Source organism: Deinococcus maricopensis DSM 21211 (assembly GCF_000186385.1).
Classification (GTDB): Bacteria; Deinococcota; Deinococci; order Deinococcales; family Deinococcaceae; genus Deinococcus_B; species Deinococcus_B maricopensis.
The window spans coordinates 729611-755812 of record NC_014958.1 but is presented as its reverse complement, the minus strand read 5'-3'; the positions used below and the strand labels follow the sequence as shown (position 1 = coordinate 755812).

Genomic DNA, 26202 nt, shown 5'->3' with positions numbered 1-26202 from the left:
ATACTGGGCGCGATGTCCGACGGTGCCCTCCCCTCCCCCGCCTGGCTGGTGGTGGTGCCGCTCCCCATCCCGGCGTACGCGTTTGCGCCGCCGCACGGGCACGGCGGCCCCGCGCCGGTGGGCGCGCGGGTGCTGGTGCCGTGGCAGGGGAAACTGCAGGTCGGTGTGGTCGTCGGCGCGGACGACGCGAGCGGGCACCGCCTGCGTGAGGTTGTGGCCGTGCTGGACGGCGGGCGCCCCTGGGTGAATGCCGGGTTCGTGGCGGCACTGCAGGAGCACGCGCAGCTCGCGCGCACGCCGCTCGGGCTGCTGTGGTGCGACTTCGTGGGGGTCGGCTGGGAGGCGCGCGTCACGCACCGCGTGCGGGCCGTGCCGGACGCGGACCTCAGCCCGTTCGGGCGGCGCGTGCCCACCGCCGCCTGGACGGACGCGGGCGCTTTCGATGAAGCGCTGCTGGACGCCATTCGTGCGCAGGGCCTGTTGGACGAGACGTTCGAGCCGCGTGCGCGGACGGTCACGGCGTACCGCGCGCGTGACGTGGCGCACGTGGACGTCCGTCACCGCGTGACCGGTGGGTTCGCGGCGCGCGACGCGGGCCCGGGGAAGCTCACGCCGAAGCAGGAGGCGGCGTGGGCGTGGCTACGCGCGCACGGTCCAGCAGAGGGCGCGGGCGCCTGGGCGGACAGTGCGGGCGTGAGTGCGTCGGTCGTGAATGCCGTCGTGGAGCGGGGCTGGGCCGAAGTGGTGGAGGTGCCGCTGCCGCCGCCGCCCGCGTGGGTGTGGTTGCAGGCGCACGGTCCGGCGTTGAGCCAGCGCGCCTGGGCGGACGGCGCGGGCGCGAGCGTGAGCAGCATCGCGTCGCTGCTCGCGCGCGGCTGGGCGGAGAGCGTGGACGTGCCGGCGCCGCCGCCGCCGCTGCCCGCGCCGGGCGCGCGCGGCCCGCGCCCCACCCCGGATGACCTGCCGGAAGCCCCGGTGTGGCGCCTGCACGGCGGCCGCGCGCTGGACCGGCACCGGCGGCTCGCGGCGCGCATCCGGCGCTTGCTGGGCGTGGGTCGCGGCGTCCTCATTGTCGGTCCGGATCACGCGAGCGTGCGGCGCGCGTGGGAGGACCTGTCTGGCCTCGCGGCCGAGACGGACACGCGCGCGGTGCTGGTGAGCGGGCAGTTGAACGACGACGCGCGCGAGTACACCTGGCAGCTCGTGCAGTCCGGCCTGGCCCGCCTGGTGATCGGCACGCACCACGCGCTGTCGGCGCCCCTCGCGGACGTCGCCCTCACGGTCGTGCTGGAAGAGGCCAGCGACGCGCACAAGCTGCTGAGCGGCTCGCACGCGTTCGTGCCGGACGTCGCGGCGCGCGCGGCGCGCGCCGCGGGGGGTGTGCTCGCCCTGGTCGGGACGGTGCCGGCCGTGGAGAGCCTGCCGGTGGAGGGCGTGGTGCTGCCGCCGCCGCGCGCGCGCGTGCACGTCGTGGATTACGCGAACCCGCCGGAGCAGCCGAGCATGGGGCCGCTGAGCGGCGTGCACCTCAAGCCCGGCGATCTCGGGTACCCGATCTCGCATGATCTCGCGCGGGTGCTGCGGCAGGTGGCGGAGCGCGGGCGGGCGGCGGCGCTGCTCGCGCCTCGGCGCGGGTACGCGGCGCTCGTGAACTGCCCGAACTGCGACCACACGCCGCAGTGCCGGAACTGCGACGTGCCGCTGCGCTTTCACCGTGAGCGGCGGCGCCTGGAGTGCCATCAGTGCGGGTACGGCGAGCCGATGCATGACCGCTGCGAGAAGTGCGGGGAGCAGCTGTGGCGCACGCGCGGGCCCGGCACGGAGTGGATTGCGCAGGAGGTGCGGCGGCTGCTGCCGGACTTCCCGATCTACCGTTTCGACAAGGAGGTGCAGGACGACCTGACGGCGCTGCGCGCGGGCGCGCCGGGCGTGGTCGTGGGCACGCAGGCGTTGCTGGGCACGGAGGCGCCCGCGGACCTCGCGGTGGTCGGGGTGACGCTCGCGGACACGTGGCTGAACGTGTCGGACTTCCGCGCGTCGGAGCGGTACCACCGGCTGCTGCGGCAGCTGCTCGTGTGGCACCCGGAGCGGGCGCCGCTGCTGGTCGTGCAGACGTTCCAGGCGAAGCACCCGGCGCTGCTGAGCGTGCTGGACGCGCAGAGCGCCGACCATTACCCCCGGCAGGAGTACGGGTTGCGGCAGACCCTGAAGTACCCGCCGCACTCCGTGATGGCGCAGCTGGAGATCACGTCGCGGGATCAGGCGCGGGCGGACGCGGCGGCGCGAGCGGTGGCGGCGGCGCTGTTGGGGAGCGGCGCGCGGCCGGAGGAGCTGATCGGGCCGGCGCCGGGCGCGGTGGCGCGCGTGAAGGGCGCGTACCCGTATCAGCTGCTGCTGCGGGCGGGCAGCGAGGCGCGCCTCGCGGAGCTGCTGGGGCGGTTGGAGCGGCCGAGCGGCGCGCGGTTCCGGGTGGACGTGAATCCGCGCGGGGGCCTCTGAGGCCCCGCGCGCGTTCGGGGGCGCGCTGCCGGTTACTGGACGTACGCGACGGCGTACGGGGCGCGGAGGCCGTCCGGGCCGAACGCCACGGAGCACAATTGTCCGTTGCAGGGGTCCTGGCCGGGGTTGTCGGGCGTGCTGGGCGCGAGGCTGCCGAGGTACGTGAGGGTGCCGCCCTCGCCGGGCGTGAACAGCGTGAAGCTGCGCAGCGGGCCGGGGCCGACGACGGACAGCAGGTTCGCGCCGGTCACGACGCGCACGTTCGGGCTGGGCGGCAGGGTGCCGTTCGCGCGTTCCCGCGCGAGGGTCTGCGCGTCGAACGCGAAACCGCTGGTGGGGAGGGCGACGGTGGCGACCTTCGCGCGCTCGTCCCAGGCGACGCCGAGCCGCAGCGCGTCCGCGAGGGCCTTGAGGGCGACGGTGCCGTTACGGGCGGGCAGCGCTGCCGCGCCCACGCGCAGGGTCGCGCCGGTCAGGGTGCAGGGGGCGCCGAGCAGGGCGCAGGCGTGCAGGGCGGGCACCTGCACGCGGCCATTCACGAGGGCAGGGAGGGTCGCGTCGTCGTACACCCAGGCGAGCGCGCCGATGTGGACGTGCGCGGCCTGGGGCTGCAGGGGCGAGACGGCGGCGGCGGTGCTGGTGGCGAGCAGCGTCAGCAGGGCGCGTCCCCGGGTGGCGGCGTTCATTGCAGCACCACGCTGTCGGTTTCTTCGGCGGCGCTGACGAACTGCACGGTCCATTTGGGGCCGCTGCCGTCGGCGCGTTGCCCTTCGGGCGCTTTCGGGTCGGGGAAGCTGCAGTAGCCGCCGGTGTCGTCGGCGCCCCACAGGTGCGCGGCCGCTTCGGTCTGGCCGATGAGGCTGTCGCTCCAGCGCACGCCGCGCATGAAGCTGCCGCTCTGGAGGTTCTGCTGCCCGTACGTCTGCCCGATGGTGGTCATGCGCTTGAGGATGTTCGCGCCGCCCTCGGGGTTCCAGTCGAAGCTGGCGTCCACGGGCGCACTGAGGGTGAGGGTGCTCTGGGTGTGGTCGACGCTGGTGGTGCCCATGGCGGTCATGTTCACGTGCGGCTGGCCGTCCACGCGGCTCACCCAGAATTTCAGGCTGGCGCTCTGGCCGGCGAGCAGGCGCCAGGGCGCGCCGCTGGCCTGCTTGTCGCGCGCGACGGTGACGGCGCTCGCGGCGCCCACCTGCTGCACGAGGAAGAACGGCGCCCAGTCGTCCTGCGCACCACCGCCGTAACGGCCGTGCTGGAAGCCGGCGTCGACGGCGCCGCCGCGGCCGCCCCAGCCGCCCATGTACACGAACGCGGTGTCGCCATGCCCGGCGTTCTTTTCTTCTTTCATCTCGCCGGTGGTGTCGGTGGGGAGGTACACGCGGCTCGCCTGGTACGCGTAGCCGGGTTTGCTGTACACGCGGCGGTACGGGCCGCTCTTCTCATCCTGGCATTCGACGTGCACGCCGCGTCCGCCGGCGCGGGGCGTGAAGATGCTGAGCAGGCCCGCGAAGACGCCGGCGGGGCCGTCGGCGGCGGCGCGCAGGGCGGGCACGTGCACGACCGTGAAGGCGTCCTGCAGGGCGCGGCTGGTGCCGGTGAGGGTGCCGTCAGGGCGCAGGAGCAGCACGTGTTCGCGGTGCGCGTCGGGGAGGGTGCGGAGCAGCGGGCCGAGCGGGTCGCGGCGCGCCGCTCGGCGGGCCGGGGTGCGGGGGCGTGTGGGGGCGAGCGTCATGCGCCCACCGTACGGGGTGCCTCCGCGCGGCACCTGAGCGGCGCTGGAAGGGGGCTTTAGGTTCCGCCCCGCAAACCGTTCAAGGTAGAAGGATTATCTCATGTACCGCTCAGGCCTCCTCGAGGTGCGCGCGGGTGCGCGCGAGCAGCAGCGGGTCGCCGGCGTCGCGGGCGATGTCGTGCAGCCACGCGTGCGGCTCGGGGTCGTCTGGGTCGCGGCGAATCAGTTCCTCGCACAGGAACCGCGCGCGCGGCCAGTCGCCGATCGCGCGGTACGACGCAATACGTGAGGAAACAACTGATTTCAAACCGATGCGCGCCTCCTCGCGCCGCACCTGCACCCATTCGCCCTCCTCGTGGTTGGGCAGGAACGGCCCACCGTACAGGTGAAAGGCCCGGCCGACGTCCTGCACGCGCAGCGCTTCGAGGTACTGCACGGCGTCGAGCTCCAGGTTGAGGTGCGCGCTCAGGCGGTAGCGTTTGTCCCGGTATGGACCGCTGGTTTCCACGGCGTCCGCGCCGAGGTGCTGCCGGATGGCGTGCAGCGCGAGCTTCACGGCGCTCGCGGCGGCGCCGGGCGGGCGGTCCGGGTACAGCGCGAGCTCCAGCTCGTGCCGCGTGCGGTCCGGTTCGAGCGCGAGCAGCGTCAGTACTGGCACGGCGGCGCGCAGCGGCAGCGGGACGGTGCGGCGCAGCACCTGCTGCCGCCCGAAGGTGATGACGCGCACGGGCGCGCCTGTGGTGCGCGCGGCGTCCGCGACGTCCAGTGTCGCCTGCACGTACGGGACGAGGGCCGGGTCGGCGTTCGCCTCGCGCAGCAGGTCCGGGTGGACTTCCACGAGGGCGCGGACCGCGCGCGTCTCCTGCAGGCGCAGCAGCCGCGGCAGCGCGACGTGCAGTTCCGCGCGGGCGGCGTCGAGCCGGCCGGCACCGAGGTACGCCTCGGCGAGGTCCAAGCGCGTGCGCACCTCATCGAGCGGCCAGTTCGCCTGCCCGAAGAACCCGTGCGCGGCGCGCAGGTGCGTTTCGGCGCGGGTCAGGTCGTGGCGGCGCATGGCGGCGCGCCCCTCGGCGGCCCACAGGTAGGGGTCCTCGGGGTGCGGGGCGCGCGCGAGTTCCCGCAGGGCGCGCGCGTGGTCGCCCTGCGCGCTCACGGTGTCCGCGTGGATGATGGCGAGGCGGTTGAGGGCGCGGGTGTCCTGGGCGCGCGCGGCGAGGGCGCGCGCCTCGGCGAGGCGGGCGTCCAGACCGGGCTGGTCGGCGAGCAGGTCACTCCACTCGACGAGCATGACCGCTAGGGCAATGCGGGCCTGCGCGGCGCCGTCGAGCAGCAGCAGCGGCTGCATCTCGTCGAGGGTGGCCTGCGCGCCGGGCTCGTCGCCGCGCAGCGCGAGGATGCGGGCGAGCAGCAGCAGGCCGCGCAGGCGCGGGCCCGGGTCGGGTGCGCCGACCAGGACGGTGAGGGCGAGGCGCAGCAGGCGTTCGGCGCGCGCGAGGTCGCCGCGCAGCGCGGTGGCGTCGGCGACGGTCACGAGCGCCTGCGAGGCGTCGTCCTCGGCGGCGAGGGCCAGCAGGCCGTGTGCGGCGGCCTGCGCGAGCGTGATGGCGGTGTCGGTGTCGCCCAGGTCGAGGTGCGCCTGCGCGAGCACGTGCCGGGCGCGCTGCGCGTCGCGTTCGGTGAGGGTGGGCAGGGCGCGCAGCAGGTGGTCTCGGGCGGCGGGGGCGCGGCCGGTGACGCGCAGCACCTCGCCGTATTCGACGGTGGCGTCGGGCACGCCGTTCAGGTGGGTGCGCAGCAGGTGCAGTTCGGCGGGGTCGTACAGGCCGAGGCGCAGTTCCGCTCGGCCCAGCAGGCAGAGTTCTTCGGGGGTGAGGTCCATCCAGCCGCTGAGTTCTGCGACCACCTGGGCATACTGGCCGTCGTCGAAATGGCGTGCGCCGCGCATGCTGCAGTTTACGCATTCCTGACAAACCGATGAGCCGTAAATGTGCAAAAGTCAATGTTTTAGGGCAACCGATTCTTAACTCATTGGGGCTTACACTGACCGAGCATTGGTCAGATGTGACCATTCTCATGCTCGAAGCGTGGCGCCCCCCGCATCCGACTCGAAGAGGTGATGGTTCTTGTCCCGCACGCCCGCCCTGTACGCCCTCCCCCTCTTTAGTGCCGCCCCCACTTCCGAACTGCTGCCCGCCGCCTGGCTGCATGACGCCCCCGGTGACACCGGCCCGGCGCTGCTCGGCGCGCTCCTGGCCGTCACCCGTCCGGACGCCGTGACCGGTGAGCCCATCACGGTGGCGTTCCGCCCGGACCAGCGCCACGCCACCTGGACCGCGCCCGGTCATATGGACGGCGCACGCTGCACCACGCTCGGCGACCTCATCCTCCACGCCGACGCGGACGGCCACCTGTGCGCGCGCGACACCCATGGCTCCGAACCGCGCCGCCTGCCCGGCGGCGTTATGGTCGCTGCTCACCTGCCGTTTCTGTACGGCGTGGACACGGCGCCGGTCATCGTGCCCGCCGCGCGCACCCTCACGGCCCTCGGCGCCGACGGCGCGCCCACCTGGACGTGGGTGGCGTCCGGTGACCTGCACGCCGTCGCGTACGCCGAAGGTGTGGCGTACGCCACCACGGACGCCCACCTGAGCGCCATTGACGCCCGCACGGGTCAGCTCCTGTGGAGCCGCGCCCTGCCCGGCACCGGCCACGCGCACCTGAGCGCCCGAGGCGCGCACGTATTCGCCGCGCGGGACGGCGGCACGGTGCAGGCCTTCACGGCCGCCGGGCAGCCGCTTTGGGCCCGCGCGCCGGGCGGCGCGCCCCTCGCGGTGCTGCAAGCCGGCGCGGATGTGGTCCTCGTCGCCGCTGACGGCAGCGCGCACCTGACGGCCCTGGACGCCTTCACGGGCGAGACGCGCTGGGTCTTTACCGGTGAGACGCCGTGCACCTCGGCGCTGCTGGTGGGCGGCACCGTGTACGCGGCGTGCGGCCGCCTGCACGCGCTGTGCGCCGCTTCCGGCCGGGCGCTCGCGCTGTCGGGCCTGTTCCCGCACCTGCCCGGACATGTCAGCACCCCGCACCTCACGCACGACCCAGCACGCCAGATGCTGATCGCGTGGGCGAGTGCGCGTCCGTCCGCGCGCGCAACCGCGCACGCCAGCTGAACGCCCGCCAGGGCAGGAGGGGCGCAGGGTACCCTGCGCCCCTCCTGCCCGTTCAGGGTTCCTGCAGGGCTTCCGAGACGACTTGCAGGGCAGTGGCCACAGCGTCTGTCAGGAGGGTGTGCGTGGTGAGCAGCACCGCCACTATGGTGAGGGTCGTCAGTACGCGTAACCAGGCGGGCCGCCGCCCGGCGAACGCCTGCACGACCAGCGCCACAGCGGCGAGCGCGCACAGCCCCAGCCACACCGTGGTGGGGATGGCCATGACCGCAACGATCACCGTCCGCTGCACCAGGTTCAAGGGGGCGTTCATGCTGGTCAGGAGGTTCACCGCGTGCGGGAACGTCTGGCCCAGCAGCACGGCGAGGTGACCGAGGGCCATGAGCGCGGCCAGCAGCGTCAGGCCATTCAGGGCGCGCAGGGTACGAGGGTGGTCGTTCACCCGCTCAAGGGATCAGGGGCGCCACGGTTCGCCCGGCCACCTTGAACCAGGGATGGTCACAAGTACTTCCTGAAGAAGGCGACGCTGCGGTTCAGGGCGAGGTTCAGGTTCCGGCTGAGGTTGTGGTTGTCGCCGGGGTACCCGTATGCCTCGTACGGTTTCCGGGCGGCCTGCAGACCCTGCGCGAGCGCGCGGTGGAACGTGACGGGCACCTCGACGTCGGCGGTGCCCTGGTGGAGCTGGAGCGGGCCGCCGAGGTCGCGCAGGTAGCTGTTCGGGCTGATGGCGTTCCAGAAGGTCGGGTTGCTGCCCGGCGTGCCGTACTGCTCGGTGATGAGCTTGCGGCGGCTGGTGAGGCGCGTGGGGATGTGTTCCGCGCCGGGCCCGCGTGTCCAGCCGTTCATCAGCAGGTCGTACGGGGCGACGACGCCCGCCCAGATGACGCCTGCCTTGATGCTCGGGTCGACGACCATGGCGCGCAGCGTGAGGTGCCCGCCCATGCTGTGGCCCCACATGCCGATGCGCGTGCGGTTCACGCGCGGGTCGCGTTTGAGGCTGCCGAGCGCGTTCAGCACGTCGATGGTGTAGCCCGGGTCGTAGTACCCGCCGCGCGCTTCGCCCTGCGAGGCGCCGTGCCCGCGGTAGTCGCTCTTGAGCGTCACGAACCCCGCGCGGGCGAACGCGTCCTGGTACGCGACGTACCGTTCGGTGGTGCGGTACACCTCCGGCGGAATGTACCCGTGGTTGAACACGATGGCGGGCCAGCCGCCCTTGGGGGGTTTGCCGTCGGGTACAGTGAGGAGCGCGTAGATTTTCAGGCCGTCACTGCGGTAGCTGACGACCTGCCGGGTGTAGTTGCCGCCGCGCGAGAGGGTCCGCTCGACGGTGAGGGCGCTGCCGGGGTACGCGCGGGCGCGCAGGCTGGTGATGCGCAGCGCGTCAGCGTTGAGGGGCGATTCGGTCTGCGCGAGGGCGGGCACGGTGAGCAGCAGGGCAGCGAGGAGAACGCGTCGCATACCGCACGGTACGCGCGGCACGCCATCTGGCCTGTTTCCCCGCTCACCGTGTGCGAGTACCGTGAGCCATGACTCAAGACGCAGGAGTGGAGTTGACGGCTCAGGGGCAGGCGGCGCAGTTCGTGGCGGGGTGGCTGTTCGTGTTCCGCGAGGCCGTGGAGGGCGGCGTGCCCGGCCAGGGCACGGCGTTCCTGGACGGCACGAAAGCCGACGGGAGCGGCAACAACGGGCTGCTGGGGACGCTCGCGCGCTTTACGGCGGCGCAGGCGTCGGACCCGGGCGCGCTGGGGATCAGCGTGGCCGCGCACGCGGCGCACATGGCGTATCACCTGGAGGTTCTGCTGCGCTGGGAGGCGGGGGAGCGCGGGCCGTTCGACTGGCCGGGCAGCTTCCAGCCGGCGGTGGTAGACGCGGATGCGTGGGCGGCGCTGCAGGCGCGCGTGCGCGCGGCGTACGACGCGGTGGTCGCGTGGTCGGGGGCGCACACCGACTGGTCAGAGGACGCGGCGGGGGGGCTCGCGGGCGCCCTGGCGCACGTGGCGTACCACCTGGGCGCCGTCCGGCAGGCCCTCAAGCAGCTGCCGGGCACCTGAGCGCAGGGGGTGGGCCGCCGGGCATGGCGGCCCACCCCCTGCAGGAAACGCAGTTACCCGCCGACGACGCCGAGGGCCCGGCCAACGCGCTCGTACGCGCCAAGGGCGTGGTCGAGGTCCTCGCGGGTGTGCTCCGCGGTGACGATGTTGCGGATGCGCGCGAGGTCGCGCGGCACCGTGGGGAACCCGAGGCCCACGGCGAACACGCCTTCCTGCAGCAGGCGGCGGCTCGCCTCGAACGCGGCGCTCGCCTCGCCGAAGATCACAGGCGTGATGGGCGTCTCGCTGCCGAACGTGTCGAAGCCGAGGCGCTGCAGTTCCGCTTTGAAGTAGCGGGTGTTCTCCCAGAGGCGCGTCATGAAGCTCTCGTCCTGCTGCACGAGGTCGAGGGCGGCACTCAGGGCGCCCACCACGGCGGGCGGGTGGCCGGTGCTGAACAGGAACGGGCGGGCCTTGTTGATGAGCACGTCGCGCAGGTTCGCGTCCCCGGCGGCGTACCCGCCGACGACGCCCCAGGCCTTGCTGAGCGTGCCGACCTGAATGACGTCGTCGGCGTGCTCGAAGCCGAAGTGGTGAACGGTGCCGCGCCCCTGCGCGCCGAGCACGCCGCTGCCGTGCGCGTCGTCGACGTACGTGACCGCGCCGAACTCACGGGCGATGGCGACGATCTGGTCGAGGGGGGCGATGTCGCCGTCCATGCTGAACACGCCGTCCGTGACGACAAGTTTGAGGCCGTCGGTGGGGTTTTCCTGCAGGACGCGGCGCAGGTCGGCCATGTCCTTGTGCTTGAAGATCTTCTTGGTGGCCTTGGCGAGGCGCAGGCCGTCAATGATGCTGGCGTGGTTGAGTTCGTCGCTGATGACGAGGTCACCTTCCTGCAGCAGGCTGCCGAGCACGCCCTGGTTGGTGGTGAAGCCGCTCTGCAGCACGAGGGCGCTGCCGGTGTGCTTGAACTGCGCGAGCTGCGCCTCGAAGTCCTCGTGGATCTTGAGGGTGCCGGCGATGGTGCGCACGGCGCCCGCCCCGGCGCCCCAGGTGCGCAGGTAGGCTTCGGCGCGTTCCTTGAGGTAGGGGTGGTCGGCGAAGCCGAGGTAGTTGTTGCTGGCGAGGTTGACGACGTCCACGCCGTCCACGCGGGTGCGGGCGCGCTGCGGCGCGTCGAGGACGCGGGGGGTGATGTGCAGGCCCGCGCTGCGCAGGCGGGTGAGTTCGTCGTTCAGGCGCGCGTGGAGGGTGGTCATGCCCTGAAGTCTAACGAAAAGGCCCAACGGTCGTTTGGTGCGCGCCCGCGTGAGGAATGCCTGAGCGCGCGGCCTGAAGGCGCGCTTATACTGATGCCAAGCTCATGCCGAACGCCGTTTTCAGCTACGTTGCGGAGTCGCTTTCGGGGGTGGTGTCGGAGCGCGCCGCCGACACCATGCTCCGTTCGGCCCTGCGGGACTTCCGCCTCTCCCCCGACAACGTGACCGCCAGTGAGATGCAGCGCGTGCTGGTCGGCCCGCTGCTGGATCAGCTGTCGGCCGTGATGCCGCGCGAACGCGCCCGCTCGGAACTGCGGCGGCTGTCCGGCCAGCTTCAACAACAACACCCGAAAGCGCCCACGTTGTTCGACGTGCCCGCGCAGCTTCAGTGGGACGACCTGACGCGCGGCGACACCGCAGAGAGTGAGGACACCGTGGATTTCAGCAGTGACGATTTCAGTACGGACGATTTCGAATTTGAGGACCCCGAGCTGGCCTTCGTGGCCCCCAGCGCGCGCCTGTACGCGCTCGGCACCGCCAGCGGGCAGGATGACCTGCTCGCGGACCTGGCGCGGCAGCCGGGCGTGCAGGGCGTGATCCTGTGCACGCGCGCCGGCCAGGTCGTGAAGGCGCGCGCGCCGCGCGGCGCGCAGCAGCTCGGCGCGGTCGTGGCCGCCACGGCGCTGCTGTTCCAGGGCCGCGCGTTCCGCATCATGTGCGCGGACCTGGGGGAGCAGACGGTGTGCATGCGCCCGATCGGGGAGTACTTCGTGGCCCTGCTCGCGGGCGGTCAGGTGAACATGGGCCGCCTGATCGCGGAGCTGCAGCAGATCCGGGAGGCCGCGTGAACGCACGCGCCGCGCTGCTGACCGTGGCCCTGGTGTCCGGCGGCGCCTTCGCGCAGGACCTCGCGGCGTACCGGACGGTCACGTCCGCGCTGGACGCGAGCGTGCGCGCGCGCCCCAGCAGCCCGGAGCGGGCCCTGGCGGCCCTCACGAACGCGGAAACGGCGTTCGGGCGCCTGGAGGACTCGCTGGGCGGCAGCAACGGCGTGCTGCAGCAGGGCTTCCGGGAGACGCTGCGCAACGCGCGCATCGCGAACGCGCGCGCGAGCGTGGACCTGGAAGCCCAGGTGCTGCAGGCGCGCGCGCTGCTGCGCAAGATGCTGTACGACGCGACCTTCAAGGGCCTGTCGGGCAGCGCCGCGAACGCCCGCGCGAATGCGGCGCTGCTCGCGTCGGAGTTCGGGCTGAGCGCCGCGGACCGCACGGCGCTGGTGAACCGCGCGACCGCCGGGAACGCCGAGGCGGTGCGCGTGCAGCTGCTGCGCGCCGCCGGGGGGAAGATCAACGCGGCCCTCGGGAACGTGGACGCATCGTCGCCGCGTGACGCGTACCTGAATCTGGCGCGCGCGACCAGCTGGTTCACGGTCGTGCAGGACGAGCCGGAAGCGTCCAGTGCGGGGCTGCAGCTGTCAGCGTTCGTGACGGCCCTTTCGCAGCTCACGTCGAAGGACGCGGCGTTCACGGGCAGCGTCGCGCAGCTGCGCGGCGGCGCGCAGCGGTTCGTACAGGCGGCAGCGGGCGCGGACGTACCCGCGAACGCGAGCGCGTCCGGGAGCGCGGGCACCGGCAGTGCGGGCGGTGCAGGCACGGTCGTGACGGTCACACCCACCACGCCCACGACCCCCACCCCGGGCACGACCGGCAGCACGACCACGGGCGGCTCCACGACGGCCCCGAGCACCGGCACGGCGCCCGCTCCGGGCACCGCTGCCACGCCGGTGGCCGCCACGGGCGTGGACGCCGTGTACGCCGCGCTCGGTCGCGCGCTCGCTGCGAGCGGCCACGGCGACAACGCCACCGCGAAGGACGCGCTCGCCCAGGCGAGCACCGCGCTTGGCCGCGTGCCCGCCAACATCAGCGGCGCGGCCGGGTACGCGGGGCTGCTCGCGGACGTGCAGGGCGCGCAGGGCCGCGTGGGCCTGCGCCCGGAGGACGTGCGCGCCCTCGTGTCGAGCCTGGCGAACGTGGAGGCCGAAGCGAGCGGCGGCGCGGTCAGCGTCATGGACCGCGCCGCGCAGGGCGTCACGAATGTGTGGTCGGGGCCGCTGCGCGCCCTGTTCTTCCTGGTGCTGGCGGCGCTCGCGTTCTACCCGCTGTACCTGCTGAACCTCGCGTTCGGCGGCCGCAATGCGTACTGGCGCGCGATCGGCGTGGGCCTGCTGCTGCTGCTGCTGCCCGCCATCCTGGAAGGCGTCGCGAACCTGGGCGTGCTGCTCGGCGACCTCACGGGCGTGGGCGTGCTGCGTTCGCTCGGGAACCTCAGCGTGATGCAGTCCCCGCTGTGGGGGCCGCTGTGGGCGGTGTCCGTGGCGGTCGCCATCGGGCTGGCCATCTACGGCTTCCGGGGCCTGTGCGTGCAGTTCGGGTTGCTGGGCGCCAAGCGTGAACGCGACGAGCCGCGTCTCAGCGAGACGCAGGCGGCGGTCGAGTGGGACGAGGAACTGTGATGCGGCGCGCGCACAGTATCGTGAGGGCGGCGCGACCGCCGCGCGGAAGGGAGTGACGTGCACCACCGAACCGCCATGCGTCTGCTCGGGGACCTGATCTCCCCGAAAGCTCTGGAACGCATCCTGCAGGACGCCGCGCGCGCGCGCGGCCAGCAGCTCGAAACGCTCGACGAAGCGGGCCTGTCGGACATCCTGAAACGCGAGGTGTTCAAACGCCTGCAGCTCAGCGTGCCCGCCCCGCTCGCCAAGCGGCGCGTGCAGGAGGTCCTGACCGCTATCGGTCAGGAGGCCATGCGCGTCACGCAGGAACGCCCCGCCGACGTGAAGATGCAGGTGCTCGGCCTGGAGGACACCGCGAAGCGGTTCGCGCTGTACTTCGACTGGCCGGAACTGCAGCGTCTGCGTTCGCTGCTCAACGTCGCGCGTGACGCTGTGCGCGACAACCAGGACGTCACCGCGCTGCTCGCCGAAGGCAACACGCTCGCCGAGGCGCTCGAACGCCGCCTGCAGGAAGGCCTGGTCGCGCAGGCCAGTGACCTCGCGGAGATCCGCGCGGCCCTGCCGAAACTGTCCGCGGTGGGCGGCCCGAAACTGCGTCGCCTGGAGACGCTCACGCAGCAGATCGACGACGCACAGAAGCAGGAGACGCTGCTGCCCGCCGAGGTGGAGCGCGCCCGTAAGCTGGTGCTGGACCTGCGCAAGCTGGTGGAATCGTCGGTCGTGAGCGCCGTCAGCCCGCAGCAGCGCGCCACCGAGGAAATCGACCTGTCGATGCTGCCCGCCGAGGCGGTGCAGCGCCTGCAGGAACTGGAGCGTCAGGATGAGCGCCGCGCGCTCGCGGACCTCGTGCGCGAGTACGAGCCGCTGCTGCGCGTCCGCGCGGACCTGGACCGCACGGTGCAGGACCTGCGCGCCCGTCAGGATGCGGGGGGGCTGCTCGGCGAGGACCTGTCGACGCTGCGCGTGCAGCTCGGCACGGCGCTGCGCGAAACGCTCAACGACGAGCTGTCGCGCCTCAAGCGCCTCGAGGGGCGCCTGGAGGACGTGCGCGGGCCGGTGCCGCGCGGCTCCATCGAGGAAGCGCGCCTCAGCATCAGCATTGCGCGCGGCACGCTGGAAGGCGGCGCGCTCGCGTCCGACGAGGTCGCGCGTCTCGAAGGGGTCGTGCAGGCTCTCGAGCACGGCCAGAACGTCGGCGACACCGAACGCCTGATTGCCGTGCAGCGCGAGACATACGAGCTGGAACGCGCCGCGCGTGACGTGCCCGGCGCGTCCGAGCTGATCGCGCCGGGCATCGCGCAGGCCCGCGTGGCGCTGGAACGCGGGCAGATCCCGTCGCTCGACGACCTGTGGGCGACGCTGGAGCGCCGCATGGGCGAGGCGGCGCAGCAGCGCGAGAACTTCGACGAGCGCGCGGACCGCGTCATCGGCGAGTACGACCAGTACCGCAGCCTCGCCGGGGAGACCATTCAGCGGCTGGGCCGCGCCGCGAACGTGCTGCGCGCGCAGCGTCGCCTGGGCACGCTGTCGCGCGAGGCGCGCGAGCAGTACGCGCAGACCATCACGGACGCCGAGGCGCTGCTCGATGAGGCACGCGCGGAGTTCGAGGCGGCGCGTCAGGTGACGGCGACGTTCGGGAGTGACGCCCTGTCGGACCTGCTGGGCGTGTTCGACGCGGGCGGCGACGACCTGTTCGGCGGGTTCGGCGGCGACGACAGCGCGCCGACGCCGACGACGTTCACGCCGACGCCCCCGGTGGCGCCGTCCAGCCCGTTCGAGGGGTTGCAGGTGTGGGGCGCGCAGGTGTACCTCGTGAGCGGCCATGACGTGACGTTCGGCGGGCCGGAACCGCTCGCGGTGCGCGTCGCGGACGCGTACGTAGGCGCGAGCGGCGCGCTCGGCGGTGGCCTGATGGCGTTCGAGGGCCCGCAGGGCGCGTGGCTGGCGCTCGGGCAGGACGGCGGCACGCTGGTGCTGCGCGTGCCCGCGCCCCTGGACCTGGATGCGTGGCGCGCTCGCCTGAGCGCGTGGCAGACCGCGCAGGCCTGAATGGAGCCCGGGGACACCCGCACCATGGAGGGGGACGCCGAGCAGCGAGCGCTCGGCGCCCGCCTCGCGTCCCGGTTGCCGCCCGGAGGGGTGCTGTTCCTGGAAGGCGACCTGGGCGCCGGCAAAACGACGCTCACGCAGGGGCTGGTGGCGGCGCTGGGGTTCACGGGCGCCGTGAACAGCCCCACGTACGCGCTGATGCATGAGTACCCGACGCCGCAGGGCCGGGTGCTGCACGTGGACGCGTACCGGGTGCGGCACCCTCAGGAGCTGTTCGAGATGGACCTGGAACGGCTGGTCGAGGAGAGCCGCCTGACGGTCATCGAGTGGGGGCAGTCCCTGTACGACGAGTTCCCGGACGCGGCGCTGCTGCGCCTCGCGCATACGGGCGGCGAGGCGCGTACGGTCACGCGCGTCCGCTGAGCGGGCAGGGCAGCAAGAAGGCCGGAGGCGTGCCTCCAGCCTTCTTGTGGGTTGCGTGTCAGGCGGGCGTGGGGGTGCGCAGGCGCGCGCGGATGCCGCCGGCGTAGTCCGCGAGTTCGGTGAGCATGTCGGGCACGCGGGCGCGCAGGTAGTACTGCCCGCCGCTCATGGGGGTGAGCGCGAGGAACGGCGGGCGGGACAGCGTTTCGAGGATGCTGTGCAGCTCGGCGGTGTTCACGCCGCTGCCGAGGCGCTCAGCGAGGCGGGGGACGCTGACGACGCTGTGCGCGCTCTGCTGCGCGAGGGTCATGAGCACGAACGAGAAGGTGCCGCGCTGCGCGAGGTGCGCGCTCACGAGTTCCGCGATGCTGTCCGCACCGGTCAGGTCGAAGCTGCCGGTGTTCCAGTAGCCGCGCAGTTCAATGGGCGACAGGGGCGCGAGGCGCGCGTGCTCGACGACGGCGCTGAGCGCTTCGCGGGTGAGGCGCGGGAGGCCCTGCGGGCGCTCGCCCTCGTTGACGAGCACGGCAAGGTAGTCAGCGCCGTCCTGCCACGTGGGCGTGTGGGTGGCGGCCTCGCTCAGGGCGATGAGGACGGTGTACGCGTGCGCGCCGAGGTCCGCGCGGAGACGGGCGAGGCCGGGGGCGGGCTGGTCGAAGCGGTAGCCGCAGGTGCGCGCGAGTTCCTGCAGGGCGTCGGTGTCGCTGAGGTCCACGGCGTCGATGAGCGCGGCGGGGGACGGGGCGATGGCGGCGGGGCGCGGCAGCACCGCGACGGGCGCGGCGGCAACGCTCAAGGCCGGGGCGCTCGGCGTGGGCTTCGCAGGGGCCGGTTCGCTGACGGTGACCGTGGTGACGCGCGCGGCTGGGCGTTCTGGCGTGGTCGGCCGGGTGGGGTTAGCCGCGGCGGGTTCGGGCGCGCGGGCGGGGGCGCGGTCGGCGCGGACCTCGGGGCGTTCCGTGGCGCGTTCGGTGACGGTGACGCGCATGGCGGGGTCGCGGCCATCCTGGCGTTGCAGGCGCACCTCGCGGACGTGCGGGGTGGCGTTCACGACGACGCGTTGCGGCTCGGGGCGCGGCGGGGTGGCCGGGCGGGCCGTGGCGGGCGGCGTGGTGATGGGCCGGGCGGGTTTCACGACGCATTCGACCTGGTAGCGGCCGTCCTGGAGGAGCGTGATGTTCAGGACGTCGTTGACGCCGAGGTTGTGCGCGCTGTACAGGTCTCGCAGGCCCGTGACGCGCGCGCGGGCGCGGTCGACCGTGACGGCGTGTTCGTGCGCGCGGTCGTCAATGAATGTGGCCGGGCCGCTCGTGGGGAACACGGGGTCGAGGTACTTGAGGAGCCGCAGGCTGCCTTCGTTGAGGCAGGGGCGAGTGATGATGTAGCGCACGGAACCCTTCACGCAAGTCCTCCAGGAAAGAGGTGCTGAGACGGCACGATGAGGGGGGAATGCGCGTCTCGGTGCACCTTTTTGATCTCGCTCAAATTGCACTTACAGTAGCAGAAAGTCCGCGCAGTCAAGGGGTTTTTGCGGCATTTTCTTGAGCAAACCCCCACGTTTTTCGTTCTGACCGGAACTGTAGCAATAGACTTCATCTACATTGAATTTTCGGCCATCCATCACCGGCCAGCCGGGCGTTTTACCGGCTGTTCCACAGTGTGCGGTACGGTCATGAGCGCCTCATTCGACGCGCGCCGCGTATATTGGGCGAGGAACGACTGCCATCACCCCCTGAAGGGAGCCCCTCGGTGAACTGGAGCGCGGGCGCCCTTGGCGCCAAGGACCTGATCGACATCCTGCTCGTGGCCACCCTGATTTATCAGGGCTACCAGCTCATCAGCGGTACGCGCGCGGTCAACGTGCTGCGCGGCGTCGTGATCTTCCTCGGGTTCTGGCTCCTGTCGAACCTGCTGGACCTCACGACCCTCAACTACCTGCTGGGCCGCGCCGCCACCGTGGGCCTGTTCGCGCTGATCGTCGTGTTCCAGCCGGAACTGCGCGCCGCCCTCGAACGCCTCGGTCGCCCCCGCAGCCGCGAACGCGAAGGGGGCGCCGCCCTGCAGGACATCGCCCGCGCCATGGAACGCATGGCCGAACGCAAAACGGGCGCGCTTATCGCCATCGAGCGGCGCACGCCACTCGGCGAGTACGCCCAGACCGGCGTGCCCCTCGACGCGCGCGTCAGCACCCCGTTCATCGAGGCGCTGTTCGCCCGCAACGCCCCGCTGCACGACGGCGGCGTCATCGTCCAGGGCGGACGCGTCCTCGCCGCCGCGTGCCTGTTCCCCCTGCAGGGCAGCGACGGCACGTACCGCCGCTACGGCACCCGCCACCGCGCCGCCATCGGCCTGTCGGAACTCACGGACGCCGTCGTACTGGTCGTCAGCGAGGAGCGCGGCAGCATGCGTCTCGCCCTGCAGGGCCGCCTCAGCCCGGACCTGAACGCCACCGAGCTGCGTGAGCGCCTGCGCGAACTGGTGTTCGAGGAGAACGCATGACGCCCCTGACCCTGCTGCGCCGCCTCCTGACGCGCACCACCCACAACGGCGGCGCGAAATTCCTCGCGCTGCTCGCGGCGACCGCCGTGTGGTTCGTGGCGACCGCCGACCGGCGCGCCATCACCGAACGCAGCCTGAACGTCCCCCTGGTCGTCCGCGACGAGACGACCGGCGCGGGTCGACGCGGCGTGAGCGGCCTCGCCACGCAGACGATCCGCGTCACGGTCAGTGGACCCCGCACGCGCCTCACGAGCCTGCCGGACGACGCCGTGCGCGCCAGCATCGACGTGACCGGCGCGGCCGAAGGGACCTTCACGCGCACCGTCCGCGTTACCGCACCCGACGACGTGCGCATCAACCGCTACGCGCCCGAAAGCGTCAGCGGGTTCGTGGACGCCGAAATCACCCGGACCATGCCGGTCAGCCTCGCCGTGAGCGGCGGCACCGGCAACGCCCTGCCGCGCTACACCCTGACGCCGTCGAGCGTGCAGGTGCGCGGCCCGCAGCGCAACGTGGAGGAAGTCAGGCGCGTCATCACGCTGCCCATCACCGTCGCGCCCGGCGCGGACACCGAGGCGCGCCTGCTCGCCCTCGACGCGAACGACCGCCCGGTCACGGACCTGCGCCTCATTCCGGCGAGCGTCACGGTGAGCCGCGTGGACACCGGCACCCTCCCGGTCCGCACCGCCCGCGTCACCCTGCCCGACCCGCCCGCGACGCTCACGGTGGCGAGCGCGACCGTCACGCCCACGAGCGTGCGCCTTGTCGGCCCGCCCGGCGTGCTCGCTGACCTCACGGAAGTCCCGGCGCGCCTCACGTACGCGCCCGGACGCAACCGCGTGCGCGCGAACCTCACGCTGCCCGACGGCGTGCGCGCCCTCGACACCGTGACCGTCACGCTCGACGTCCGCCGGAAGTAACGAGGCGGACGCCGGAACGGCGCCGGAAGCGCGCGGTAAACTGAGGCATTGTGCCGAGCACCCCTTCCCCGAACGTGTACCCGATCCGCCTGTACGGCGACCCGATCCTGCGCAAGAAGGCGCGCGCCATCGAGGACCTGCAGGCGCCGCTGACCATTCCCGGCTTCGCGCCCGCCGCGCTCGCGCAGGTCGCGCGGACGATGCTGGAAACCATGTACGACGCGCACGGTGTTGGCCTCGCCGCGCCGCAGGTCGGCCTGGGCGTGCGGATGTTCGTCGCCGCCGAGTACGCCGACGACGAGGACGAAGGCCAGGAGACGCCGCTGCGTTCCCGCGTGCTGCGCGAATTCGTGGCCATCAACCCCGTGCTGGAAGTCCTGAACAAGAAAAAGGACAGCCACTACCAGGAAGGCTGCCTGAGCATCCCCGGCATCTACGAAGAGGGCGTGAAACGCGACCGGGCGGTGCGCATGACGTACCTGAACCTCGACGGGCAACGCAAGGTCGTGGAGGCCGAGGACTACCTCGCGCGCGTGTTCCAGCACGAGGTGGACCACCTCGACGGGCGCTTCTTCCTGGACCGCCTGCCCGCCGAGGTGACGGACGACCACCGCAAGGACCTCGCGGCCATGCAGCGCAAAGCCAAGGCGTTCCTGAAGCTGCTCGACGAGCGCCGCAGCCTGGAGGGCGCATGACCGACGCGCCGCGGCGCGTGGCGTTCTTCGGGTCCCCGGCGTTCGCCCTACCCGTGCTGGAAGCGATCCGCGCACAGTTCGAGGTGGTGCTGGTCGTCGCGCAGCCGGACAAGCCGGTCGGGCGCGGCCTGAAGCTCACGCCGCCGCCCGTGGCCGCGCGCGCCACCGAGCTGGGCCTGCCGCTCGCGCAGCCGAAGAAGCTGCGCGGCAACGCCGACTTCGAGGCGACCTTGCGGGACAGCGGTGCGGACGTGGCCGTCACGTGCGCGTACGGGAAGATCCTGCCCGGCAGCCTGCTCACGGTGCCCCGCTACGGGTTCCTGAACACGCACACCAGCCTGCTGCCGAAGTACCGGGGGGCGGCGCCCATCCAGTGGGCGCTGATCGAAGGGGAACGCGTGACCGGCACGACCATCATGGTCACGGACGAGGGCATGGACACCGGCCCGGTCCTGCTGCAGGAGCCGCTCGACATCGACCTGCACTGGACGAGCGTGGACCTCAGCGCGCACCTGAGCGCGCAGGCGGCGCGCCTGATTGTGGACGCCCTCGCGCGCGTGGGCACCCTCTCCCCTACCGTGCAGGACCACACGCTCGCCACGCACGCGCGCATGCTCGAGAAGGACGACGGGCGGGTGCGTTGGACGGACACGGCCTCGCAGGTGTACGACCGGTACCGCGGCGTGTACGCGTGGCCGGGCACGTTCACGACGTGGCGTGGGCGCCTGCTGAAACTGAACCAGCTGCACCCCACGGGTGGGCACGGCGCGCCCGGCACAGTCCTGAGCGTCAGTGAGGCGGGCCTGACGGTCGCGTGCGGCGAAGGTGCGGTGCTGGTGGCGACCGTGCAGCCCGAGGGGAAACGCGCGATGCCCGCCGCCGACTGGTGGCGCGGCGCGGGCGGGCAGCTCGGCGATCCGTTCCGCGCGGACGCCTGAGCCCCAGAGGGGAGCGCGTCCCGCTCACCCGCTCCCCCAAGGGAACATCCGCAGCGTCCGTGCCGTACCGTGAGGCATCATGCAGCCCACGTTCCCGGTTACGCTGACGTTCAAGTTCTCGCTGTTCACCGAAGTCCGCGTGGAGGGCGCGCAGGCGCAACTGCTCGCCGTCGTGAAGGAGAAGAAGTTCAGCCTGCGCGACGAGGTGCGCGTCTTCGCGGACGAGGCCCGCACGCAGCTCGCGTACACCATCCGGGCGGACGGCGTCCTGGACTGGCGCGCCACGCGCCGCGTCCGGGACGCGCACGGCCGCGAGCTGGGGGCGTTGCGCGCGCAGGGCCTCCGCACGGCGCTGGGCGCGCGCTACGACATTCTCGGTCCGGACGGGCAGGTGGCGTTCACGCTGGCCGACGACCACCCTTGGCTGGGCGTGCTGGAGGGCGTGATCGGCGCCGTGCCGATCATCGGGGACTTCGTGGCGGTCGGCTTCGACTACCTGGTGAACCCGACGTACACCGTGCGGGACGCCGCGGGCACGCCCGCGTACCGCGTGCGCAAACGCCGCAGCCTGTTCGCGCGCCGCTTCGTGATTGAGGCGCTCACGCCCCCCGCGTCCGAAGCGGAACTGGTGGTGCTGGCGCTCGTGCAGCTGGTGCTGCGCGAACGTGAACGTGGGTAACGCCGCTGTTCCGGGACACCCTCAGTCTGCCGCGCGGCGCAGCGAAAAGCGAGCGGATCCGCCACGGTCCGCGCCCGCGCGGGCCGCTACGCTGCGCACACATGACCGGCCTTCCCCCCAGAACGAACAGCCATGAGACGACCCGGGAACTGCTGCGGGTGCTGGCGCGGGCCCTTCCGCGCATGTTCCGCGCAGCTCCGGCCCTGGTGGTGGCGCTCGCGCTCACGCAGGTGGTGTCGGGGCTGGTGCCCGCCGCGAGCGTCCTGATCACGAAATGGACCATTGACGGCCTGACGCGCCTCGTCGCGGGCGAGTCGCTGAATGTGTGGCTGCTCGCGGGCGCGTGGGCGGGCGCCGCGTTCCTCGGGCAGCTCACGGGCGTGCTCGTGACGATCCTGCAGGGGTACGTCGCGGACCGGTACTCCGTGGAGACCATCACGGCGCTGATGGGGAAAATGGCGGACCTGCCGGGCCTGGACGTCGTGGAGGACGCCCGCTTCCACGACGACATCGAGCTGCTGCACACGGGCGCGCGGTTCCGGCCACTGAACCTGCTCGCCACCGTGATCGGCCTCACGCGTGAGGTAGTCGCCGCCCTGGGCCTCGCAGCGTCGCTGCTGGTGGTGGGGTGGTGGGTGCCGCTGGTGGTGCTGCTCGGCATGATTCCGCTCACGCGCGCGCAGGTGCGGCTGCGGGAGGCCGGGTGGAGCCTGACCATCCAGCGCACGCAGGAGGCGCGCGAACTGATGTACGACCAGCGCGTGGCGCTGCGGCACGAGTACGCCAAGGAGGTGCGCCTGTACGACCTGATCCCGTGGCTGTCTGGACGGTACCGGCGCCGCGCGGAGGCGTACGCGCGTGAAATGCGCGACATGCGCAACAAGCAGGCGTACGGCGTGCTGCCCGCGAACGCGCTCGCGCTGGCGGTGAGCGCGGGGCTGTTCGCGTACGCGGTGACGCGCGCGAGCAGCGGCGCCATGACGGTGGGTGCGGTGGTGCTGCTGGTGCAGGCGCTCGCGCAGGTCCGCGATCACCTGCTGGGCGTCACGGAGTACGTGGGCATGAGCACCGAGCATGCGCGCTGGTTCAGCAAGTACTTCGCGTTTCTCGACGCGCAACCGCACGTGCACGCGCCGGCGGTGCCGCAGCCGGTCCCGGCCCGCCCGGACCTGGTGCTGGACGGCGTGACGTTCGCGTACGCGGGCGGCGCGCCGGTGCTGGAGGACGTGACGCTGACCATCCCGTACGGGCAGACGGTCGCGGTGGTCGGCGAGAACGGCGCGGGCAAAAGCACCCTCGTGAAGCTGCTGCTGCGGTACTACGACCCGACGCTCGGGCACGTGCGCCTGAACGGCACGGACCTGCGCGAGGTGGACCCGCGCGCGTGGCGGTCACGGGTGGCGGCGGTGTTTCAGGATTTCGCGCGGTTCGAGTACGCCGTGCGCGACAACATCCTGCTGGGCGCGCCGGAAGACGAGGGGAGGCTGCGCGCGGCACTGGACGGCAGCGGGTTCGGGGACAACCTGAACCGCGTGGGCGGCCTGGACGTGCGGCTCGGGCAGGCGTTCGGCGGGGCGGACCTGTCGGGCGGGCAGTGGCAGAAGCTCGCGACGGCGCGCGCGCTGTACCGCGACGCGGACATCCTCGTGCTGGATGAGCCGACGGCGGCGCTGGACCCGCGCGCGGAGCATGAGGTGTTCGAGCAGTTCATGCAGCTGACGCGCGGGCGGACGGCGCTGCTGATCACGCACCGCCTCGCGAGCGTGCTGATGGCGGACCGCATCGTGGTGCTCAAAGCGGGGCGCGTCATTGAGGACGGCACGCACGCGTCGCTGCTGGCGCGAGGCGGGGAGTACGCGACGTTCTGGCGGTTGCAGGCCGAGAAGTACCAGGCCGACCCGGCCGTCAGGCCCTGAACAGGCCATAAAAAAAGCCGCCGGAATCGGCGGTGATGGGAAAAGAATAGCGCGGTATGCAGGATCAGTCAAGCGTATGCGGGCCACAGGTGAGCCGCGCTGCCCCCTTCCTCAACACTGCAGAACGGGACCCGGATTGACCGGGTCCCGTTCTGCAGCAATAAAAAACCCGCCTTCTTCGGCGGTGATAAGGAAAGGATACCGCTATATGCACCGTCCGTCAAGGGTATGCGGCGGGCGGGCCTGCGCCGCGCTAAGGGGGGTTCACGCGGACCTCAGCCGACCCTGCGGGGCGGCGTCCATGATGACCGCATGACTGACCGAGATGACCAGTTCGCCACGCCGAACGCCCCGCAGAAGCACCGCAGCACCGACGCCGAGAGCGCCACGCAAACCCACGAATCCGACCCGTCGGACCGCGGCGCCGTTCAGGACGGCCCCGGCAACCCGCAGGCGGACGCCACCGGCGACCTCAGCGGCAACGGGAACCTCACCCGCTCCGAAACCGGGCACAGCGGTAACGAATACCCGCACGAAACCGACCGCGGCGACGTCTGACGCGCGGGCCGTACCGGCGGTTGGCGGGTACGGCCCGGACCTTCAGGCGTCCGAGAAGGTCGCCGGGGGGGGCGGCGCGTCTGGTGCGCCGCCCCGGTTCCGGCGGCCCAGCCACCCGCCCAGCACGCCGCCCGCCAGGTCAAACCACCAGTCCTGAATGCCCGCCTCGCGGCCCGGCACGAACGCCTGATGCACCTCGTCGAGCGCGCCCCACCACGCCGTCAGTGCGCACGCGAGCGCCCAGCGGCCCGACGCGCGCGCCAGCAGGAACGCCAGCACGCTGTACTCCGTGAGGTGCGCGACCTTGTCCCACGGGTGCGGGACGCTCACGCCGAGCGGCTGGCTCTGCTGACTGAAGTACGCGATGCCCGCTGCCCACACGACCGCCAGGGCGCCCCAGGCGTTCATGCGGGGTGCTCCACCAGTTCGATGAGCGTCCCCGCGCCCCACTTCGGGTGCAGGAACGCCACGCGGGTGCCGGCACGGCCCGGGCGGGGCTCGTCATTCAGGAACGGCGCGCCCTGCGCGCGCAGCCGGGCCATTTCGGCGTCCAGGTCCAGGACGCGCAGCGCGATGTGGTGCAGGCCCGGGCCGCGCCGCGCGAGGTGCGCGGCGATGGGGCTGTCGTCGCGCGTGGGCGCGAGCAGTTCGATCAAGGTGCCGCCCGCCATGAACGCGCGCACGCGGACGCCCTGGGTGTCCACGTCCTCATCCGGACCTTCGGGCGTGAGCCCGATCGCGCGGTACGGGGCGCTGCCGGTGTCGAGGTCGGGCGTGGCGATGGCCACGTGATCCAGCGGGAAGTTCAGGGGCTCGGGCGTGGCGTTCGTGTGGGCGTGCGCCGTCATGCCCATCAGTATGCACAGTGAGGAGGCGGTCAAGAACGCGGACTGGCGCTGCTGGCGGCGTTTCCGGTAGCGTGCCGTATGACGCAGGCAGTGCAGAACATGGCCAGGGGGGCGCTCGCCGGCGCGGTGGGGACGCTGTGCATGGGGCAGTTCGCGGTGCGGGTGGTGCCGATCCTGACGCGCGACGAACCGCCCGCGACGCCCGGCGCGCCCGACCGGGACGTGATCAGCCCGTTCGGGCAGCAGCACCGCCCGGGCGAAAGCAGCACCGCCGCCATCGGGCGGCGGGCGTACACGGCCGTTACGGGCCGCGCGCCGGACGCTCGGACCGCGGCGGCCCTCAGTGAGGCGGTGCACTGGGGCATGGGCGTCGGCAGCGGCGCGCTGTTCGGCCTGCTGACGGGCGCCCGCACCGCGCCCGCCCTGGGAGTCGCGTTCGGCGCGGCCCTGTGGACGCTGGTGGACGAAACGCTGGTGCCGCTCCTGGGGTTGCAGGATGGCCCGCGCGGCACGTCCGTGCGGACGCACGCGGCGCGGCTGGGCATGCACCTGGCGTACGGGACGGGGCTGGGCGTGGCGGCCTGGGTGTGGCGGCGGAGGCGCGCGTGACGGGTGAACGGCAGGGCATTGCGTTCACGCTGGACGGCGCGAACGAGGTGACGTTCGTGCGCGTCCTGAACGACGTGCTGCACGACGCGGCGTTCCGGCGTCCGCTGCAGGTGCAGGCGCAAGAGCCCCGTGCGGGCGAGCCGGGCCGCCTGACCATCGCGTTTCATGAGGGGGACCGCACGCGGGCAGTGGCAGCGATGCAGCGCCTGAAAACAATCCTGTTGCGCCACGGTCTGCAGATCGACAACATCGTGATTCCCGGGGCCTGAGCGGGCGTGTCGGCGCCCCGTGCAAGACTGAAGGCATGGACCTGCTCGATCGCCTGCTCGGGCATGACACCTGGACGACCGCGCGGCTGCTCGCTCAGAGCCACACGCTCACAGATGCACAACTTGATCAACCGTTCGAGATCGGGTGGGGAACCGTCCGACGCACGTTCGCGCACGTGATTGACAACATGGAGACGTGGGTGGACCTGATGCGCGGTGGGCCGCTGCGTGTCCTGCCGGAGCCGGCCGCGCAGTGGGAAACCCTGGAGGCGCTGGAGGCGCGTCTGCGGGTGGTCGCGCCGGAACTGGCCGCGCTCGCGCGTGCCGTGCAGGCCGATGGCCGCTGGGACGAGCAATGGACGGATTTTCTGGATGACCCGCCGGTGCGCAAGACGTTTGGTGGTGGCATCGCGCACGTGCTGACGCACTCCATGCATCACCGGGCACAACTGATTCATATGTTGCGTCGTCTGGGCGTGCGGGATGTGGTTGAAGGCGATGCGTTGAGCTGGGAGGCGGCGGCCCCGCAGGGCACACATGAGGGATCTCATCCCTGAGTGGGCAGGTGGGGGCGCCAGCGAGTAAGGTGCAGAAGACACCGGA

The 26202-nt window shown here is 72.3% G+C and carries 26 protein-coding genes; 17 read left to right on the top strand and 9 right to left on the bottom strand.

All coding sequences use genetic code 11. The annotated features are described in order from the left end of the window. Positions 1–12 precede the first annotated feature (12 nt). The gene (locus tag DEIMA_RS03385; RefSeq protein WP_013555827.1) at positions 13–2499 is read left to right on the top strand and encodes a primosomal protein N' family DNA-binding protein; all 2487 of its coding nucleotides are present in this window, start codon (positions 13–15) and stop codon (positions 2497–2499) included. 32 nt (positions 2500–2531) lie between these two features. Here DEIMA_RS03385 and DEIMA_RS03380 read toward each other — a convergent pair whose 3' ends face one another. From DEIMA_RS03380 to DEIMA_RS03370, 3 genes are all read right to left on the bottom strand, one after another. Next, a complete protein-coding gene (locus DEIMA_RS03380) occupies positions 2532–3185 on the bottom strand; it encodes a hypothetical protein (protein WP_013555826.1) in 654 nt (217 codons plus the stop codon). Beyond that, complete coding sequence (locus DEIMA_RS03375; protein ID WP_013555825.1) at positions 3182–4228, bottom strand: hypothetical protein; 1047 nt, start codon at positions 4226–4228, stop codon at positions 3182–3184. Before DEIMA_RS03375 ends, DEIMA_RS03380 begins: the two co-directional genes overlap by 4 nt. Positions 4229–4337: 109 nt before the next feature. After that, on the bottom strand, positions 4338–6173 hold the full coding sequence (locus tag DEIMA_RS03370; RefSeq protein ID WP_013555824.1) for an SARP family transcriptional regulator: 1836 nt from the start codon (positions 6171–6173) through the stop codon (positions 4338–4340). A 178-nt stretch (positions 6174–6351) separates the two neighbouring features. Between DEIMA_RS03370 and DEIMA_RS03365 the strand changes: the two genes are divergently transcribed. Then, positions 6352–7395, top strand: coding sequence for an outer membrane protein assembly factor BamB family protein (locus tag DEIMA_RS03365; RefSeq protein WP_013555823.1), 1044 nt, complete (start codon positions 6352–6354; stop codon positions 7393–7395). 52 nt (positions 7396–7447) lie between these two features. On the opposite strand, the gene DEIMA_RS03360 is transcribed toward DEIMA_RS03365, so the two are convergent. Next, a complete protein-coding gene (locus DEIMA_RS03360) occupies positions 7448–7834 on the bottom strand; it encodes a hypothetical protein (RefSeq protein WP_013555822.1) in 387 nt (128 codons plus the stop codon). A 56-nt stretch (positions 7835–7890) separates the two neighbouring features. Beyond that, a complete protein-coding gene (locus tag DEIMA_RS03355; protein ID WP_013555821.1) occupies positions 7891–8850 on the bottom strand; it encodes an alpha/beta hydrolase family protein in 960 nt (319 codons plus the stop codon). 68 nt (positions 8851–8918) lie between these two features. Between DEIMA_RS03355 and DEIMA_RS03350 the strand changes: the two genes are divergently transcribed. Continuing rightward, positions 8919–9443, top strand: a complete 525-nt coding sequence (locus DEIMA_RS03350; RefSeq protein ID WP_013555820.1) for a hypothetical protein — start codon at positions 8919–8921, stop codon at positions 9441–9443. A 53-nt stretch (positions 9444–9496) separates the two neighbouring features. Here DEIMA_RS03350 and DEIMA_RS03345 read toward each other — a convergent pair whose 3' ends face one another. Continuing rightward, entirely contained in the window at positions 9497–10684 is a 1188-nt protein-coding gene (locus tag DEIMA_RS03345; protein ID WP_013555819.1) for a glycine C-acetyltransferase, read from the bottom strand. Between the two features lie 104 nt (positions 10685–10788). Here DEIMA_RS03345 and DEIMA_RS03340 point away from each other — a divergent pair, with 104 nt between their 5' ends. From DEIMA_RS03340 to tsaE, 4 genes are read left to right on the top strand one after another with little or no spacing between them, the layout of a single operon-like run. Beyond that, the gene (locus DEIMA_RS03340; RefSeq protein ID WP_013555818.1) at positions 10789–11532 is read left to right on the top strand and encodes a roadblock/LC7 domain-containing protein; all 744 of its coding nucleotides are present in this window, start codon (positions 10789–10791) and stop codon (positions 11530–11532) included. Next, complete coding sequence (locus DEIMA_RS03335; protein WP_013555817.1) at positions 11529–13196, top strand: hypothetical protein; 1668 nt, start codon at positions 11529–11531, stop codon at positions 13194–13196. Before DEIMA_RS03340 ends, DEIMA_RS03335 begins: the two co-directional genes overlap by 4 nt. Positions 13197–13253: 57 nt before the next feature. Continuing rightward, entirely contained in the window at positions 13254–15245 is a 1992-nt protein-coding gene (locus tag DEIMA_RS03330; RefSeq protein WP_148234891.1) for a coiled-coil domain-containing protein, read from the top strand. Continuing rightward, positions 15246–15668: a tRNA (adenosine(37)-N6)-threonylcarbamoyltransferase complex ATPase subunit type 1 TsaE gene (tsaE, locus tag DEIMA_RS03325; protein WP_013555815.1), complete on the top strand. Its 423-nt coding sequence runs from the start codon at positions 15246–15248 to the stop codon at positions 15666–15668. 58 nt (positions 15669–15726) lie between these two features. Here the strand turns inward: tsaE and DEIMA_RS03320 are convergent, their stop codons facing one another. Continuing rightward, positions 15727–17070: a hypothetical protein gene (locus DEIMA_RS03320; RefSeq protein ID WP_013555814.1), complete on the bottom strand. Its 1344-nt coding sequence runs from the start codon at positions 17068–17070 to the stop codon at positions 15727–15729. A gap of 347 nt (positions 17071–17417) precedes the next feature. Here DEIMA_RS03320 and cdaA point away from each other — a divergent pair, with 347 nt between their 5' ends. From cdaA to DEIMA_RS03285, 7 genes are all read left to right on the top strand, one after another. Continuing rightward, positions 17418–18167, top strand: a complete 750-nt coding sequence (gene cdaA / locus DEIMA_RS03315; RefSeq protein ID WP_013555813.1) for a diadenylate cyclase CdaA — start codon at positions 17418–17420, stop codon at positions 18165–18167. Further along, positions 18164–19087, top strand: a complete 924-nt coding sequence (locus DEIMA_RS03310) for a CdaR family protein (RefSeq protein WP_013555812.1) — start codon at positions 18164–18166, stop codon at positions 19085–19087. The genes cdaA and DEIMA_RS03310 overlap by 4 nt, the downstream gene beginning before the upstream one ends. A gap of 50 nt (positions 19088–19137) precedes the next feature. Continuing rightward, a complete protein-coding gene (gene def / locus DEIMA_RS03305; protein WP_013555811.1) occupies positions 19138–19782 on the top strand; it encodes a peptide deformylase in 645 nt (214 codons plus the stop codon). Continuing rightward, positions 19779–20720, top strand: coding sequence for a methionyl-tRNA formyltransferase (gene fmt, locus DEIMA_RS03300; RefSeq protein ID WP_013555810.1), 942 nt, complete (start codon positions 19779–19781; stop codon positions 20718–20720). The genes def and fmt overlap by 4 nt, the downstream gene beginning before the upstream one ends. Before the next feature lie 79 nt (positions 20721–20799). Beyond that, positions 20800–21399: an LURP-one-related family protein gene (locus DEIMA_RS03295; protein ID WP_013555809.1), complete on the top strand. Its 600-nt coding sequence runs from the start codon at positions 20800–20802 to the stop codon at positions 21397–21399. Positions 21400–21500: 101 nt separating this feature from the next. Next, complete coding sequence (locus tag DEIMA_RS03290; RefSeq protein ID WP_013555808.1) at positions 21501–23315, top strand: ABC transporter ATP-binding protein; 1815 nt, start codon at positions 21501–21503, stop codon at positions 23313–23315. Between the two features lie 312 nt (positions 23316–23627). After that, positions 23628–23873, top strand: coding sequence for a hypothetical protein (locus DEIMA_RS03285; protein WP_013555807.1), 246 nt, complete (start codon positions 23628–23630; stop codon positions 23871–23873). 42 nt (positions 23874–23915) lie between these two features. Here DEIMA_RS03285 and DEIMA_RS03280 read toward each other — a convergent pair whose 3' ends face one another. After that, positions 23916–24281 carry a VanZ family protein gene (locus tag DEIMA_RS03280; protein WP_013555806.1) on the bottom strand — a complete coding sequence of 122 codons (366 nt, stop codon included), beginning with the start codon at positions 24279–24281 and terminating at the stop codon, positions 23916–23918. After that, on the bottom strand, positions 24278–24727 hold the full coding sequence (locus DEIMA_RS03275; RefSeq protein ID WP_013555805.1) for a VOC family protein: 450 nt from the start codon (positions 24725–24727) through the stop codon (positions 24278–24280). Before DEIMA_RS03275 ends, DEIMA_RS03280 begins: the two co-directional genes overlap by 4 nt. Before the next feature lie 72 nt (positions 24728–24799). Between DEIMA_RS03275 and DEIMA_RS03270 the strand changes: the two genes are divergently transcribed. Genes DEIMA_RS03270 through DEIMA_RS03260 form a run of 3 tightly spaced genes read left to right on the top strand, consistent with a single transcriptional unit; the run spans position 24800 to position 26156 of the window. Further along, positions 24800–25330, top strand: a complete 531-nt coding sequence (locus tag DEIMA_RS03270) for a hypothetical protein (RefSeq protein ID WP_013555804.1) — start codon at positions 24800–24802, stop codon at positions 25328–25330. Continuing rightward, complete coding sequence (locus DEIMA_RS03265) at positions 25327–25599, top strand: hypothetical protein (protein ID WP_013555803.1); 273 nt, start codon at positions 25327–25329, stop codon at positions 25597–25599. Before DEIMA_RS03270 ends, DEIMA_RS03265 begins: the two co-directional genes overlap by 4 nt. Before the next feature lie 35 nt (positions 25600–25634). Then, positions 25635–26156, top strand: a complete 522-nt coding sequence (locus tag DEIMA_RS03260) for a DinB family protein (RefSeq protein ID WP_013555802.1) — start codon at positions 25635–25637, stop codon at positions 26154–26156. Positions 26157–26202 lie beyond the last annotated feature (46 nt).

Coding starts and splice junctions, on each gene's coding strand:
- DEIMA_RS03385 (WP_013555827.1), top strand. CDS start 13: ATGTCCGACGGTGCCCTCCCCTCCCCCGCCTGGCTGGTGGTGGTGCCG.
- DEIMA_RS03380 (WP_013555826.1), bottom strand. CDS start 3,185: ATGAACGCCGCCACCCGGGGACGCGCCCTGCTGACGCTGCTCGCCACC.
- DEIMA_RS03375 (WP_013555825.1), bottom strand. CDS start 4,228: ATGACGCTCGCCCCCACACGCCCCCGCACCCCGGCCCGCCGAGCGGCG.
- DEIMA_RS03370 (WP_013555824.1), bottom strand. CDS start 6,173: ATGCGCGGCGCACGCCATTTCGACGACGGCCAGTATGCCCAGGTGGTC.
- DEIMA_RS03355 (WP_013555821.1), bottom strand. CDS start 8,850: ATGCGACGCGTTCTCCTCGCTGCCCTGCTGCTCACCGTGCCCGCCCTC.
- DEIMA_RS03350 (WP_013555820.1), top strand. CDS start 8,919: ATGACTCAAGACGCAGGAGTGGAGTTGACGGCTCAGGGGCAGGCGGCG.
- DEIMA_RS03345 (WP_013555819.1), bottom strand. CDS start 10,684: ATGACCACCCTCCACGCGCGCCTGAACGACGAACTCACCCGCCTGCGC.
- DEIMA_RS03340 (WP_013555818.1), top strand. CDS start 10,789: ATGCCGAACGCCGTTTTCAGCTACGTTGCGGAGTCGCTTTCGGGGGTG.
- tsaE (WP_013555815.1), top strand. CDS start 15,246: ATGGAGCCCGGGGACACCCGCACCATGGAGGGGGACGCCGAGCAGCGA.
- DEIMA_RS03310 (WP_013555812.1), top strand. CDS start 18,164: ATGACGCCCCTGACCCTGCTGCGCCGCCTCCTGACGCGCACCACCCAC.
- fmt (WP_013555810.1), top strand. CDS start 19,779: ATGACCGACGCGCCGCGGCGCGTGGCGTTCTTCGGGTCCCCGGCGTTC.
- DEIMA_RS03295 (WP_013555809.1), top strand. CDS start 20,800: ATGCAGCCCACGTTCCCGGTTACGCTGACGTTCAAGTTCTCGCTGTTC.
- DEIMA_RS03290 (WP_013555808.1), top strand. CDS start 21,501: ATGACCGGCCTTCCCCCCAGAACGAACAGCCATGAGACGACCCGGGAA.
- DEIMA_RS03285 (WP_013555807.1), top strand. CDS start 23,628: ATGACTGACCGAGATGACCAGTTCGCCACGCCGAACGCCCCGCAGAAG.
- DEIMA_RS03280 (WP_013555806.1), bottom strand. CDS start 24,281: ATGAACGCCTGGGGCGCCCTGGCGGTCGTGTGGGCAGCGGGCATCGCG.
- DEIMA_RS03275 (WP_013555805.1), bottom strand. CDS start 24,727: ATGGGCATGACGGCGCACGCCCACACGAACGCCACGCCCGAGCCCCTG.
- DEIMA_RS03270 (WP_013555804.1), top strand. CDS start 24,800: ATGACGCAGGCAGTGCAGAACATGGCCAGGGGGGCGCTCGCCGGCGCG.
- DEIMA_RS03260 (WP_013555802.1), top strand. CDS start 25,635: ATGGACCTGCTCGATCGCCTGCTCGGGCATGACACCTGGACGACCGCG.